The sequence below is a fragment of the Streptomyces sp. NPDC048504 genome, assembly GCF_043200035.1.
Lineage (GTDB): Bacteria > Actinomycetota > Actinomycetes > Streptomycetales > Streptomycetaceae > Streptomyces.
Genome location: NZ_JBICXA010000008.1, coordinates 204,056 through 217,008 on the forward strand (window position 1 = coordinate 204,056; position 12,953 = coordinate 217,008).

General features: G+C 72.5%; 12 protein-coding genes. 5 read left to right on the forward strand and 7 right to left on the reverse strand.

Going from position 1 to position 12,953, the window contains the following annotated elements:
* Positions 1–19 precede the first annotated feature (19 nt).
* Positions 20–745 carry a DUF2470 domain-containing protein gene (locus ACGFY9_RS21575; protein WP_393756309.1) on the forward strand — a complete coding sequence of 242 codons (726 nt, stop codon included), beginning with the start codon at positions 20–22 and terminating at the stop codon, positions 743–745.
* On the opposite strand, the gene ACGFY9_RS21580 is transcribed toward ACGFY9_RS21575, so the two are convergent.
* The 3 genes from ACGFY9_RS21580 to ACGFY9_RS21590 all read right to left on the reverse strand — a co-directional run bounded on the left by ACGFY9_RS21580 (position 713) and on the right by ACGFY9_RS21590 (position 4,422).
* Entirely contained in the window at positions 713–1,936 is a 1,224-nt protein-coding gene (locus ACGFY9_RS21580; RefSeq protein ID WP_393756310.1) for a lactonase family protein, read from the reverse strand. The two genes, ACGFY9_RS21575 and ACGFY9_RS21580, sit on opposite strands and share 33 nt — an antisense overlap.
* Positions 1,937–2,084: 148 nt before the next feature.
* Positions 2,085–3,125 (reverse strand): hypothetical protein, encoded by a 1,041-nt coding sequence (locus tag ACGFY9_RS21585; RefSeq protein ID WP_393756312.1) that lies wholly within the window; start codon positions 3,123–3,125, stop codon positions 2,085–2,087.
* Positions 3,126–3,168: 43 nt separating this feature from the next.
* Positions 3,169–4,422 (reverse strand): aromatic acid exporter family protein, encoded by a 1,254-nt coding sequence (locus tag ACGFY9_RS21590; protein ID WP_393756314.1) that lies wholly within the window; start codon positions 4,420–4,422, stop codon positions 3,169–3,171.
* A 115-nt stretch (positions 4,423–4,537) separates the two neighbouring features.
* Here ACGFY9_RS21590 and ACGFY9_RS21595 point away from each other — a divergent pair, with 115 nt between their 5' ends.
* Complete coding sequence (locus ACGFY9_RS21595; protein WP_393756316.1) at positions 4,538–5,131, forward strand: TIGR03086 family metal-binding protein; 594 nt, start codon at positions 4,538–4,540, stop codon at positions 5,129–5,131.
* A gap of 43 nt (positions 5,132–5,174) precedes the next feature.
* Here ACGFY9_RS21595 and ACGFY9_RS21600 read toward each other — a convergent pair whose 3' ends face one another.
* Positions 5,175–5,741, reverse strand: a complete 567-nt coding sequence (locus ACGFY9_RS21600; RefSeq protein ID WP_393756318.1) for a CGNR zinc finger domain-containing protein — start codon at positions 5,739–5,741, stop codon at positions 5,175–5,177.
* A 183-nt stretch (positions 5,742–5,924) separates the two neighbouring features.
* On the opposite strand from ACGFY9_RS21600, the gene ACGFY9_RS21605 reads away from it, so the two are divergent.
* A complete protein-coding gene (locus tag ACGFY9_RS21605) occupies positions 5,925–6,926 on the forward strand; it encodes a zinc-binding alcohol dehydrogenase family protein (protein WP_393756320.1) in 1,002 nt (333 codons plus the stop codon).
* A 25-nt stretch (positions 6,927–6,951) separates the two neighbouring features.
* Here the strand turns inward: ACGFY9_RS21605 and ACGFY9_RS21610 are convergent, their stop codons facing one another.
* Entirely contained in the window at positions 6,952–7,446 is a 495-nt protein-coding gene (locus ACGFY9_RS21610) for an FBP domain-containing protein (RefSeq protein ID WP_393756322.1), read from the reverse strand.
* 119 nt (positions 7,447–7,565) lie between these two features.
* Here ACGFY9_RS21610 and ACGFY9_RS21615 point away from each other — a divergent pair, with 119 nt between their 5' ends.
* On the forward strand, positions 7,566–8,498 hold the full coding sequence (locus ACGFY9_RS21615) for a DUF3626 domain-containing protein (protein ID WP_393756704.1): 933 nt from the start codon (positions 7,566–7,568) through the stop codon (positions 8,496–8,498).
* Here ACGFY9_RS21615 and ACGFY9_RS21620 read toward each other — a convergent pair.
* Both ACGFY9_RS21620 and ACGFY9_RS21625 read right to left on the reverse strand, forming a co-directional pair.
* Positions 8,429–9,040: a PAS domain S-box protein gene (locus tag ACGFY9_RS21620; RefSeq protein WP_393756706.1), complete on the reverse strand. Its 612-nt coding sequence runs from the start codon at positions 9,038–9,040 to the stop codon at positions 8,429–8,431. The two genes, ACGFY9_RS21615 and ACGFY9_RS21620, sit on opposite strands and share 70 nt — an antisense overlap.
* A gap of 92 nt (positions 9,041–9,132) precedes the next feature.
* Positions 9,133–9,564, reverse strand: a complete 432-nt coding sequence (locus ACGFY9_RS21625) for a DUF6234 family protein (RefSeq protein ID WP_393756324.1) — start codon at positions 9,562–9,564, stop codon at positions 9,133–9,135.
* Positions 9,565–9,758: 194 nt separating this feature from the next.
* Between ACGFY9_RS21625 and ACGFY9_RS21630 the strand changes: the two genes are divergently transcribed.
* On the forward strand, positions 9,759–12,935 hold the full coding sequence (locus ACGFY9_RS21630) for a cytochrome P450 (RefSeq protein WP_393756326.1): 3,177 nt from the start codon (positions 9,759–9,761) through the stop codon (positions 12,933–12,935).
* The last annotated feature ends 18 nt before the right edge of the window (positions 12,936–12,953 follow it).

Sequence of the window (12,953 nt, forward strand, 5' to 3'; positions counted from 1 at the left end):
TACCTAAGGAGGTTCAGGGATGGGTGACAGCCAGACGTGGACGGCCGTGCCTGCCGCGGCCGAGCGGGCCCGCTCGGTGCTCGCCGCCGCATGGTCCTGCGCGGTGACCGCGGAGGGCGGTCGCGAGGAGTTCGTCGGTGCGCACAGCGTGGACGGCGACGGCAGGGTGCTCCTGCAAGTGCCCGAGGACAGCGCCCTGTTGGCGGCCGCGATCTGCGCGCCCCGCGGCGAGCCGTCCGCCGTCCTTGAGTTCGCGGACGTCGCGCCCGTCCCCGTGCGCAACCGTATCCGGGCCCGGCTCTGGCTGGCCGGATGGTTCGTGCCCGAGGAGGGTCAACTCGCCTTCCGGGCAACGCGCGTGGTGCTGCGCCCGCCGACCGGCGCGGTCGTCATCGACCTCGACGAGTTCGCCGCCGCCCAACCCGACCCGCTGGCCCTGGCCGAGGCCCAGCTGCTGACCCACCTCGCCGACTGCCACTCCGACGCGGTCGAGCGGCTCACCCGGCTCGTCGAACCCGACAGCCTGCACGGCGCGGTCCGCGTCCAGCCCCTCGCCGTCGACCGGCACGGACTGACCCTGCGCATCGAGCGCGCCCGCGCCCACGGTGACGTGCGGCTGCCGTTCCACGCGCCCGCCGACACGGTCTCCCACCTCACCGAGCGCATGCACGTGCTGCTCACCCAGGCCAGTGCCGCGTCCTGCCCGCGCCCCCTACAGCGGCAGCGCACAGACGGCGACCGGTGACGCGAACGGCTCGCCCGCGAGCCGCAGTCGACCCGTGCTGTCGTCCACGTGGAACACGCTGACCGTGCTCGACTTCTGGTTCGCGGTGAACAGCAGCGTCCCGTCCGGCGAGAGCGCGATCTGCCGCGGGAAGTCACCGGACACCGCCACCGTGCCGAGCAGCCTGAGCCGGGCGCCGTCCGCCTCGACGGCGTACCGGGCCAGGGTGTTGTCCCCGCGGTTGGCGAGAAAGGCGTACGCGCCGTTCGGGGTCACCAGGATCTGCGCCGGGTAGTTGGTGGTGTTGCCCGTGCTGCCGCTGGACTGCGGGGCGCCGATCGAGAGGGCGCCCGTGGCGGGGTCGTAGGCGCAGACCGCGACGGTGTCGTCGACCTCGTTGGCCAGGTAGGCGTACCGGCCGCCGGGGTGGAACGTGAGGCTGCGTGGGCCCGCGCCCGCGCGGGTGTGCGCCTGCGAGACCTCGGTGAGCGTGCCCTTCGCGGTGTCCAGGCGATAGGTGTAGACGGTGTCGGTGCCCAGGTCGACGGCGAGGACATGGCCGCCGTCGGGACCCGTCACGAACTGGTGCGCGTGCGGGCCGTCCTGGCCGGGGCCCGGCTGCGGACTGGAGTGCTTGGCCAGCGCCGTGCGCTCGCCGAGCGCGCCCAGGGCGTCGATCGGGTGCACGGCAACGCTGCCGGACGTGTAGTTGGCGCTGAGCAGCCAGCGCCCGGTGGGGTGCACGGACAGATGGCAGGGGCCCGCGCCACCGGTGCTCCGCGCGCCGAGGACCGTACGGTCCGCCAGGCGTACGGCGGTCACCGCGCCGGCCGTCTGCTCGTCGACCGCGTACAGCGTGCGGCCGTCGGGATGCACGGTGAGGTACGACGGATCGGCGACCCCGGTGAGGGTGCCCCCGCCGGTGATCTGCCCGGTCGACGTGTCGTAGGTGGCGAAGCCGATGCCTTTGCCGCCGCCGTCGACCGAGGTGTACGTGCCGATGTAGAGGGGGTGAGGGCCGGAATCCTTGCCCTTGCGGTGTGCCGGTGGCTTCGCGGCCGACGGTTCCGGCGTGGTCGTACGGGACGAATCGGGGTCCGCCGGTGCCGCGGCCGGTGCGGGGACCGCGACGACCGCCGCCGTTCCGCCCAGGGCGCCGATGAAACGGCGCCTGCTCCAGCCCTCGCGTGACGCCTCCGCACCACTCGTCATGCCCACACCCTCAGGTCGTCGCTCGCCTCGGTCGTCACAGCAACCTTGGCGTGCGGGGCCCGGTAAGCGCAAGACCGGCAACGGGCGTTGCATTCAGTGCAACGGGCGTCGGGCGGGCGACCTGCCCAGCCGGCTGCCCGTTGACGACCTACCAGTCGCCGTCCTCCACCGGCTTGCCCTGTGCGTCCTTGAGGGGCTGCACCTGGTCGGCCGCGGGCTCCTGCCAGGGTTCGTGGTCGTCGCCCAGCCAGTCGCCGACGGGCTGTACCGCCCCCAGGGTGTCGGTGGGGGCGAGATCCTCGGCGTCCTGGTCGTAGTAGTCGAACCAGGGGAGCCCCGCCCGGGTGTACGCGGCACGGTCCACCGGCGACGGCGGCGGGGCCTCGCCGGTGATGCGGCGCCACTCCGGGGGCGTCACCAGGTGCACGAAGACCCGCCCGGCGGGCTCCTCGGCCCAGGACGTCAGCGGGCGGTCGTCCTCGTAGACCTCCTGGCGCATCGAACCGCCGACTCCGAGTCCCATGGCGGTGGCCCGGGGGCTCGGTGCCGGGGGAGCGCCGGGCGCGGACATCATCGGCATGGCGGGCATGCCGTACCCCCCGGTCGGCAGGGCCGTCGTACGCGCGCGGAACTGCTGCGACCGGCGTCGCTCCGCCTCGCGCCACGTGGCCAACTCCCGTTCGTCGAGCGGGAAGGACCGCAGTTGTACGCCGCCCCACACCTCCTCGCCCGTGACCTGCCCCTCGACGGTCGCGCCGAGGCCGAGCGGGACCGCGACGAACTGGCGGACCGTGCCCTTGCCGGAGTTGATGCCGTCGAGCCACGGCTGGCGGGGCAGCACCACGTAGTTCTGCGGGTTCCGGGACAGCCGGTCGCTCCACGGCTCGCCCGAGACCGCGCACACCTTGCCCACCCCGACCTGCAGCGCGGCCGGCTCCCGCGTACCCGCGAAGCTCAGCCACATCGCCTCGCGCAGATACACCGGCAGCATCACCCCGCCCCGCGCCCGCCACTCCTCGGGCACGGTGTCCGGGAAGTCCGCGACCCGCCGGACCGGGAACTCACCGAGCCCCGGCGGCAACGGATGCGTGCCCGTCTCCGGCAGCCGTAGCGTGCGGATGAACCGCACCGCCACACCACCGGGCAGCTGCAAGGTGTTCCCGTCGATCCGTACGGTGCTGTCGGTCATGCGCCCGCCCCCTGTTCGGTCGCCGAGGTCTCCGGTGACTTCGTCACCTAGAACGATCGGCGCCCTCTCCCCGGTTCCTGCGCAGCCGGTCCGGCACGCCCGCCCGCTCGCGCAGCCAGGTCAGCCACGGCAGGCGTTCCCGCTGTTCAGCGGCGCATCGGTCGAGTTCCTCAAGGAGCCGGCGCGAGCGGTGCTCGGTGTCCAGCTCGTCCAGCATGCGGTTGACCTCGGTCAGCATGGCACCCAGCAGCTGCCACTGGGCCGCGTCGCGCTGCACCTCCTCCAGGAGCAGCTGGGCCAGCTTGTCCCGGGTCGCGGCGGCCGTGTGCAGCTCGGCGGTGAGCCGAGACTCCGCCGACTCGGCGCTCACACTCACATCGGTGGTCACCAGCACCGCGAAACTGACCACGGCGTCCCCGATCTCGGACAGCAGCTGTTCTACGGCGGCGCCCGTCGGCGGTGCGAACAGCGGCTCGGGGTCGCGCTGTTTCGCCAGGTCGGTGAAGGTGCGCGCGAGGACGCGGAGCACGACCGTGCAGATCTCCAGGGTGTCCAGGCCGGTCCGCAGCACGACCCGGTGCAGCAGCCCCTCCCGGACGCGCGGATTGAGCCGCAGGCTGTCCTCGGCCTGCCGCAGGGCGGCGTCCACCTCGATGATGTCGTGGTCGAGCCGGCGCGCCTCGTGCAGCCGCGCGGTGGCGTGGTCGACGGGTGTGCGGCCTGCCGCCTCCTCGCCCATGCGCCGCATCAGCCGCCGCAGCCGACGGGCCAGCCCCTCGATCGACTCGCCGGCCTCGTCCACCCACACCGGGGGAGCCAGCAGCAGATTGCAGCCGAGTCCGACGACCGCGCCGATCAGTGTCTCCACCACCCGCGCCCAGGCCGTGTTCCCGACCGTGGTGACCCCGAGGACCAGCATCGCGCTGATCGCCACCTCGGGCACGTACTCGTCGACTCGCACCAGCCGCCCCACCACCAGCGCGGCCACGATCAGCAGGGCCAGGCTCCACCAGGTCAGACCGACCAGCAGGCTGAAGGCGATGGCGACGAGGACGCCCGCGACCACGGCGTTCACGCGGCGGATGCCGTTGGTGAGGGTGGCGTAGAGCGTGACCTGGACGACGAGGAGCGCGGTCAGGGGAGCGGTCAGCGGCGCGGGCTCGGGGCTCAGACGCAGCGCGACGACGTACGCGACCGTCGCCGCGGCCGCCGACCGCAGCGTCTGGACGACCACCGGGTCCCGGTGCCGCCCCAGGAACCGCACCAGTGGCGCCGTCCACTCCCGGACATCTCGCATCCTTGGCCTATTCCCTCTCACCAGATGCGCCGAACGTTTCTCTTGAGGACAGTAGCTGTCCGCAAGCCGTCCTAGATTGTCGGTACCGAACAGAGCAAAGGGGAGGGGAACGTTCATGACGAACATCCAGGGCATCGAGGTACTGACCCGCTCGCACGACTATCTGCGCGAGGTGGTCGCCGCCGTGCCCGAGGCGGCTTGGCCGGCGCCGACGCCGTGCAGCGAGTGGACGGTGCGGCAGGTCCTCAACCACGCGCGCATCGACCAGCAGGCCTACGGCCTCGTCCTCACCGGCGACCGGCCCGACTCCGACCCCTTCCACCCCGCGGACACCCTGGACGGGGACCCGGTCACCGAACTCGACAAGGTGCTCCGCGCGGTGGCGGACGGCTACGCGCACCTGCCCGCCGACGCCGACGAGGTGCCGACGCCGTTGGGCCCGCTGCCCCTCCCGATCGCCGCGGCCACGGCCGCCATGGACGCGGCCGTGCACGCCTGGGACATCGCGGCGGCCACCGGCCAGAACCGGCCGCTGGGGGTGGACCTGGCCGAGGGCATCTGGCCGGCCGCGGACCGGCTCGTCGACCAACTCCGGGACTCCTACCGGGTGTTCGGGCCCGCGCTGGCGGTGACGGGCGAGTACGACCGGGCCGAGGCGCTCCTGGCCTTCCTCGGCCGCGACCCGCACTGGACACCCGCCGGCTCCTGAGGGAATCCCCACCCCGATACGGAGGACCACTGCATGGTGCGACTCACTCGGTCACAGCGGCCCGACTGCGCGATCGGTAGCCCGCGATCTTCGCGAGGTTGCCGCAGCGGTCCATCGAGCACCAACGGCGGCGGCGGGCCTGGGAGTCGTCGAGGAACAGCAGTGAACACTCCGGGTTCTCGCACTCCTTGACCCGCTCCAGCAGCGGACCGCCCACCAGCAGCACGCCGTCCCGGGCCACCGTCGCCAGCGCCGCGCGCGCCGGATGCGCCGACTTCCAGCGCTGGTCGCCCAGTTGGGGCGCCAGATCCGGCCGCGCGGCGGCCTCGTTGACCCGCTCGACATCGGCCGCCGCCGGTTCCCGACCGGCCATCGCGTCCCGTACGACACGGTAGAGCGCCTCGCGCAGAGTGCGCGCGTCCGTCAGCTCCCGGGCCGTGACCCGCACCGGCTCCGCACCCACGGACAGCTCCGCCTCCGTGATCCAGCCGGCCAGGGCCGCCGGGTCGGGAAGCCGCTCCACGGGCGTGCCGTGCCGCTTGCCGAGGGTCGCCACGAAGTTCAGGCACGGGCGTCCGCCGATGAACGGAAAGGCGAGCGGGAGGGTCATGCCGGCGAGCTTACCTCGCGTACACCGGTTCATGCGGTGTACGCAAAGGGTGGCCGGCGGCGCGCCTACGGCACCGGACGAGCCTTGACACCGGTTCGTCCGGTGTCGCATGGTGACACCAGTTCAACTGGTGTCCGTCGGATCGGCCCGAGTTCGGTGGCCGTGACAGGGAGCAGGTGCGGTATGCGTGCGGTACGGATCGACGAGTTCGGCGGGCCCGAGGTGCTGGTACCGGTCGAGGTGTCCGACCCGGTCGCGGGTCCCGGGCAGGTCCTGGTGCGGGTCGCCGCGGCGGGCGTGAACCGCGCGGACGCCCTGATCAGGTCCGGGAACTACCACCGGGCCGGGAAGCCGCCGCTGATCCCCGGAGTGGAGGGGGCCGGGACGGTCGCCGCACTGGGGGAGGGCGTCACCGGATTCACGGTCGGGCAACGGGTCGTGGCTCTCGACGGCGTCAACTCACCGGGTTTCTATGCCGAGTTGGTGGCCGTCCCGGCCACCCAGGTCGCCGCCCTGCCCGACGGGATCGACCTCGCGCACGCGGCCGCCCTGCCCGTCGCCTGGCTGTCGGCCTGGTACTGCCTGCGGCACCTCGCCCGCGTCACCAAGGAGGACACGGTGGTCGTGAAGGCCGCCGCGAGCGGGGTCGGCAGCGCGGCCGTACAGATCGCGGCCGAGACCGGCGCCCGGGTCGTCGCCCTCGCCGGATCACCCGAAAAGGCAGCGTGGGCAGGGGAGTTCGGCGCCCACGCCACGCTCGACACGTCCTCCTGCCCCGACGACGCGGAGGTCGACGAGGTGCTGCGGCTCACCGGCGGTCGGGGCGCGGACGTCATCCTCGACACCGTCGGCGGCCCGGCCTTCGGGCGCAGCCTGCGCGAGATCGGGCACGGCGGCCGGGTCGTCGCCCTCGCCAATGTCGCCCTGGAACCGAGCACCGTCGACACCCGCGACTTCTACCCGAAGAACGCGTCGATCCTCGGCTTCCAGCTCACCAACCTCCAGATCCACGGCGGCTACGACCCTCGCGCGGACCTGCGGGAACTCGCCGAGCGGGTGGCCGCGGGGACGTACCGGGTGCCGATCGAGACCGTCGTACCGCTCGCCGAGGCGCGCGCCGCCCACGAGCGGCTGGAGCGGCGGGACAACCGGGGGAAGATCGTGATCGCCGTAGGGCAGGAGTGATCTCGGGCGGGCGGCGGGGCCGGCGTCAGATGTACAGCTTGTCCAGGAACGCGGTCAGATTGCCCACCGTACGGTCGATCTGCTGCTCCGCGGTCAGGCTCTCCTCGATGCGGATGCCCGACTCGGGGATCTTCCTGCCGCGCACGTAGAGGGAGCAGGCGAGGTCGGTGCACATGTACAGGCCGACCGAGTTGCCCTCGCGGCCCGCCGGTCCTGCCTTGCGCGCGGTCATCAGGGAGACGCCGCCACCCGGGTGGGTCGTCACGCACAGCGAACACATGCTCCGGTGCAGAAAGCCGCGCTGCGCGGACGGGAAGCGGAGCGTGACGCCGATCAGGTCGTCCGCGCGCTCGGCGACGAGGTAGCTGCGGTCGGGTGCCCCGGGATCTCGCCAGCCGAGGAAGTCCAGGTCGGCCCAGGGGCGGGTGTCGAGATCGCGGGGGATCGCGAGCCGCTTGGCCTCGCCCTTCGAGCAGTTGACGAACGAGGTGCGGATGTCCTGCTCGGTGAGTGATCTCATGGGGGAGTCTCCTGGGGCGGTGCCCGTGGGGGCGATGTCTGTCGGGGTGGTGCCTGTTTCCGAAACCTAGGGGGTCTAGGTTTCGGTCCAGGGTAGTGAGGCGAGCGGTGGAGGAGCCAGTGGATTTCGTGGGTGTTGGTGCACGGCAGGCACGGGCACTGCGGCACGTGGCCGAGGGCTCCGAGGGTCCGCCCGTCGACCCGCGCCTCCGCATCACGCTCAACTTCCACCCCGACCGTACGGCGCCGGCGACCGGCCGCCCCATCCTCGACGCGCTGGCCCAAGACGGCACGTATCACTCGCAGTTCGTCACCGGCACCAGCAACGGCGGCCTCACCGCCCGTCCCGGCGGGGACCGTTGGCGCTGGGAGAGCCGGATCTTCGCCGGTGCCTACGACGAGGCGCCCGCGCCCGAGCGACCGGTGTACGGCGCGCTGAACTTCCGGCGCCAAGTGGTCGGCGCTGCCCCGCGGTTCGGCTCCTCGCACTTCCGGCTGAGCGGTTCGACCCTCGCCCGCGCGACCTTCTGCTACCCGGACAGCGCGGCCGAACCGACCGACTTCGGCGTCGCCTCCGGCATGAACCTGATCGCGCTCGCCGAGGCCGACGAAGACCAACAGGACGCCCTGAACGACTACATCGAGACACAGGTGCACGGCGGTGTCGTCCTCGCCCGGGACATGGAGGCCCTGGTCCTGGACGCGAGTTATCGCGGCACCCCCGTCGAGACCGCGGCCCGCCGCCTGCCGTGCCCCGTCGAATGGCACCCCGGATACCGGCTCACCGTGCGGGAGTTGCACCGGCACTCGGACTACCGGGGGCAGGAGTACGCCGAGCTCGGTGCCCTCATCGCCGAGCGCGGTGTCATCGACCCGAGGGTCATCGGCGACGCGGCCCGCACCGGTCGCCATGAACTCCAGGACCTGAAGATGGTGTGGCACACGCTCGCCCGCTTCGGGGCGCCGGAGGGGGCGGGGACGGCCTACCGTTCGTCGGCGTCCGTGACAGGCGCCGGCGGCCACACCCCCGGCGTCAGCACCCCAAGTGCGTAGGCGCGGGCGACCAGTTCGGTGCGGTTCGCCGCGTCCCACCGGGCCGACAGGCGCCGTAGGTGATAGGTCACGCCGTCCGTCGTGAGGCCGGTCTCGCGGGCCGCGCGGGCGGTGGTGGCGCCGCCGGCGAGCAGCGCCAGGATGCGGGCCTCGGTCGGGGTGACCCGCGCGGGGGAGTCCTCGGCGGGGCTGCCGTCGCCGGGTTCGCCCTCGCCCCGCACGCGGAGCATGACCAGCAGCGCGGGTGTCTCCTCGACCGTGTCGCTGACCGGGTCGGCCGTCAACTCCCCATGGCGCTCGGTGCCGTTGGGGGCCCGCCAGCGTACCGACACCTGGTAGCGCGACCGGTGCCGCAGCCGCAGCGCCTGCGCGATCCGCTCGACCTGTCCGGACTCCTGCGGCTGGAACAGGTCGAGTACGTCCCGGCCGCGCAGCCGCCCCGGCGTCGTACCGCACTCCGCCGCCATCGCGGGATTGGCGACCTGCACCGAGCCGTACACGTCACACACCGCGACCGGCACCGCCACCCGGTCGAAGAGCATCAGGGCACGGTTGCGCCACACCACGCCCTCCCTGCGGGTCCAGTCCACCCGTACCTCCTGCCACGTCGTTGCGCACTACATCATCATGCGGCTCAGCGGCACTTCCCACTGCCACTGAGGCACGGCGTGTAGTGGACGGTCGGGGTAGGCGTGGGATCCGGATGAGCGCGGTCGTAGTCCTGCTGCGAGCCCGTGAGCAGTGCGCCCAGGAGCAGGGCGAAGAGGAGGTGCGACACCAGCGTCCACGGTGCGCGCGACAGCGCTGCGAGAACTGTCAGAGCGAGCACGACGTAGAGGAATATCTCCATCCGGGCGATTTCCGCGAGCGCCGCGGTGTCGATCTCGTCCGGGTCGCCCTGCGCGGCCCAGCTCTCCATGCCGTAGCTGAAAATGATCCATGCCAGGACGACGGCTTCGCTGATGAACAGGAAAATGGCGGCGACGACGTCCGAAGCGGTGGATGTCCTGCTGGACCACGGCCGTCTGCTGCGCAGAAGTGGATGTTCGGGCAGTGCCTGAGTCATGAGCCCACCCTGGCGGGGCGGTCGCGGGGCGCGCATGAGTACGCGCACTCAGTTAGCCGGACTGTGCCGTCCGCGCAAGACGCCATCCGTGCTTTTCGCTACACGATCATGTAGTCGCGCGGCGCGGTCCGCCGAGGCGGGGCGAGCACGCTGGAACGCAGTACTTCCGTACCGCGAAAGGCAGTTGTCGCGCCATGCCCCCCACCGCGCCGCACCCCCAGCCCGTCGACACGCTTCCCGGCGTGCCAGTCGTCGACATCACCGCGACCGGTCCCGGTCGTACCCCGATGCAGCAGATCATGGAGCTGATGAGCCGTCACGGACCCGTGTTCGTACGGCGGTTGCACGGGCGGGACACGCTGTTCGTCAGCGATCTGGACCTGGTGACGGACCTCGCCGACGAGCGGCGGTTCGCCAAGCACATCGGGCCCGCCCTGGAGAACGTCCGGGCCTTCGCCGCCGACGGACTCTTCACGGCGTACGACGACGAGCCCAACTGGGCCAAGGCGCACGACATCCTGATGCCCGCGTTCGCGCTCGGTTCGATGCGCACCTACCACCCGGTGATGCTGAAGGGGGCCCGCAGGCTCGTCGAGGCCTGGGACCGCGGCGCCCGTACCGGGCAGCCCGTCGACGTGCCCGACGACATGACCCGGATGACCCTCGACACCATCGGACTCGCCGGATTCGACTACGACTTCTGGTCGTTCGAGCGGGACGAACCGCACCCCTTCGTCGAGTCCATGGTGCGCTGCCTGGAGTGGAGCATGACCAGGCTGGCGCGCGTCCCGGGCGAGGACCACTCGGCGGCCGACGCGGCCTTCCGGGCCGACGCCGACTACCTCGCCCAGGTCGTCGACGACGTCATCGCCGCCCGCACCGGCACCGACCAGGGCGACGCCGACGACCTCCTCGGGCTCATGCTCAGCGCCGAGCACCCGGCCGACGGCACGACGCTCGACACCGCCAACATCCGCAACCAGGTGATCACTTTCCTGATCGCGGGCCATGAGACGACGTCCGGCGCGATGTCGTTCGCGCTGTACTACCTGGCCAAGCACCCGGCCGTGCTCCAGCTCGTGCAGCGCGAGGTGGACGCGCTGTGGGGCGACACGGCCGACCCGGAACCGACGTACGACGAGGTCGGCCGGCTCACCTACACGCGCCAGGTCCTCAACGAGGCACTGCGGTTGTGGCCCACCGCCGCCGCCTTCAGCCGGCACGCGCTGGAGGACACCGTGCTCGGCGGACGCATCCCGCTCCGTGCCGGGCAGGCCGTCACCGTGATCGCGCCGATGCTGCACCGGCAGCCCGGCTGGGGCGACAACCCCGAGCTGTTCGACCCCTCGCGCTTCACGCCCGAGGCGGAGGCGACCCGTTCCGTGCACGCCTTCAAGCCGTTCGGCACCGGTGAACGCGCCTGCATGGGAAGGCAGTTCGCGCTGCACGAGGCGACCATGCTGCTCGCGATGCTCGTCCACCGCTACCGGCTCCACGACCACGCGGACTACGAACTCACGGTGAAGGAGACCCTCACCCTCAAGCCCGACGGCTTCACGCTCGCCCTCACCCCGCGCACCCCCGCCGACAGTGTGCACACTCCGCTGCCGGGCGCCGTCGAGGCCCCCGCGACTCCTACGGCCGACACCACCACCCGGCCCGCCCGCGTCCGCCCCGGCACCGCAGCCCTCTTCCTGCACGGCAGCAACTACGGCACCTGCCGTGAGTTCGCCGCCCAACTGGCCGACGAGGCAGCCGTGTTGGGGTGCTCGGTGGAAGTGGCTCCGCTGGACGCGTACGCCGACGGACTGCCCACCGACCGACCCGTCGTCATCACCTCCGCCTCCTACAACGGCCGCCCCACCGACGACGCCCTCGCCTTCGCCGCCTGGCTGGAGGAGACCCACGACCTCGACGGCGTGACCTACGCCGTCCTCGGCGTCGGCGACCGCAACTGGGCCGCGACCTACCAGCACATGCCGACCCGTATCGACGCCCGTCTCGCCGAACTCGGCGCCACCCGCCTGACCGACCGCGCCGCCGCCGACGCCTCCGGCGATCTCACCGGCGCCGTACGGGAGTTCACGTCCCGGCTGCGCACGGCACTCCTGGAGACGTACGGCGATCCCGACGCCACGGACATCGAACCCGTGGAGCAGACCTCTGCCTACGAGGTCCGCACCCTCACCGGCGGCCACCTGGACGCCCTCGCCGAGCGGCACGACCTCGTCCCCATGACCGTCACCGAGGCCCACGACCTCACCTCCCCCGGCCACCCGCGCCGCAAGCGCTTCGTCCGCGTCGCCCTGCCGGACGGGACCGCCTACCGCACCGCCGACCACCTCACCGTCCTGCCCGCGAACGCCCCCGCTCTCGTCGAACGCGCCGCCACCGCCCTCGGCGTCGACCTCGACACCGTCCTCGACATCCGCCAGGCCCGCCCGCGCCGCGACGGCCTCGCGGTCGACCGACCCGTGACGGCACGTCAACTGCTCACCCACTACGTCGAGTTGCAGGAACGTCCGACCGCCGACCAGGTGGTCGCGCTGGCCGCCGCCAGCCCCTGCCCGCCCGAGCGCACCGCCCTGGCCGCCCTCACCGACGACCCGCGCACCTTCGTCGAACTCGTCGAGGACCACCCGGCGTTGCGCGGCGCCCTGGACTGGCCCACGCTCCTCGAACTCCTCACCCCGCTGCGCCCCCGGCACTACTCGATCTCGTCCTCGCCCGCCGTCGACCCCGGCCACGCGGACCTCATGGTCTCCCTGCTGGAGGCACCCGCCCGCTCGGGCAAGGGCGTCTACCGGGGCACGGGCTCCGGTCACCTCACCACCGTCGCACCGGGCGACACGATCTACGCCCGCGTCCAGCCGTGCCGCGAGGCCTTCCGGATCGACGGCTCCACCCCGGTCGTGATGATCGCCGCGGGCACCGGACTCGCCCCCTTCCGCGGAACCGTCGCCGACCGTACGGCCGCCCTCGCCGCCGGCGCCGAACTCGCCCCGGCCCTCTGCTACTTCGGCTGTGACGCACCCGACGCCGACTACCTCCACGCCGACGAACTCCGCGCCGCCGAGCGCGCCGGAGCCGTCTCGCTCCGCCCGGCCTTCAGCGCCGCCCCGGAGGGCGAGGTGACCTTCGTCCAGCACCGCGTCGCCGCCGAGGCCGACGAGGTGTGGGCCCTGCTCGACGCGGGCGCCCGGGTGTTCGTCTGCGGGGACGGCTCGCGCATGGCACCGGGCGTGCGGGAGGCGTTCCGTACCCTGTACCGGGACCGCACGCCCGGCGCCGACGACGAGGCCGCCGAGCGGTGGCTCAACACACTGATGGCGGACGGGCGTTACGTCGAGGACGTGTACGCCGCCGGCTGACCGAGAGGGAGAGGTGGG

Excerpts from the sequence above, each read along its gene's own strand:
- ACGFY9_RS21575 (WP_393756309.1), top strand. The coding sequence starts at position 20 with ATGGGTGACAGCCAGACGTGGACGGCCGTGCCTGCCGCGGCCGAGCGG.
- ACGFY9_RS21580 (WP_393756310.1), bottom strand. The coding sequence starts at position 1,936 with ATGACGAGTGGTGCGGAGGCGTCACGCGAGGGCTGGAGCAGGCGCCGT.
- ACGFY9_RS21585 (WP_393756312.1), bottom strand. The coding sequence starts at position 3,125 with ATGACCGACAGCACCGTACGGATCGACGGGAACACCTTGCAGCTGCCC.
- ACGFY9_RS21590 (WP_393756314.1), bottom strand. The coding sequence starts at position 4,422 with ATGCGAGATGTCCGGGAGTGGACGGCGCCACTGGTGCGGTTCCTGGGG.
- ACGFY9_RS21595 (WP_393756316.1), top strand. The coding sequence starts at position 4,538 with ATGACGAACATCCAGGGCATCGAGGTACTGACCCGCTCGCACGACTAT.
- ACGFY9_RS21600 (WP_393756318.1), bottom strand. The coding sequence starts at position 5,741 with ATGACCCTCCCGCTCGCCTTTCCGTTCATCGGCGGACGCCCGTGCCTG.
- ACGFY9_RS21605 (WP_393756320.1), top strand. The coding sequence starts at position 5,925 with ATGCGTGCGGTACGGATCGACGAGTTCGGCGGGCCCGAGGTGCTGGTA.
- ACGFY9_RS21610 (WP_393756322.1), bottom strand. The coding sequence starts at position 7,446 with ATGAGATCACTCACCGAGCAGGACATCCGCACCTCGTTCGTCAACTGC.
- ACGFY9_RS21620 (WP_393756706.1), bottom strand. The coding sequence starts at position 9,040 with ATGCTCTTCGACCGGGTGGCGGTGCCGGTCGCGGTGTGTGACGTGTAC.
- ACGFY9_RS21625 (WP_393756324.1), bottom strand. The coding sequence starts at position 9,564 with ATGACTCAGGCACTGCCCGAACATCCACTTCTGCGCAGCAGACGGCCG.
- ACGFY9_RS21630 (WP_393756326.1), top strand. The coding sequence starts at position 9,759 with ATGCCCCCCACCGCGCCGCACCCCCAGCCCGTCGACACGCTTCCCGGC.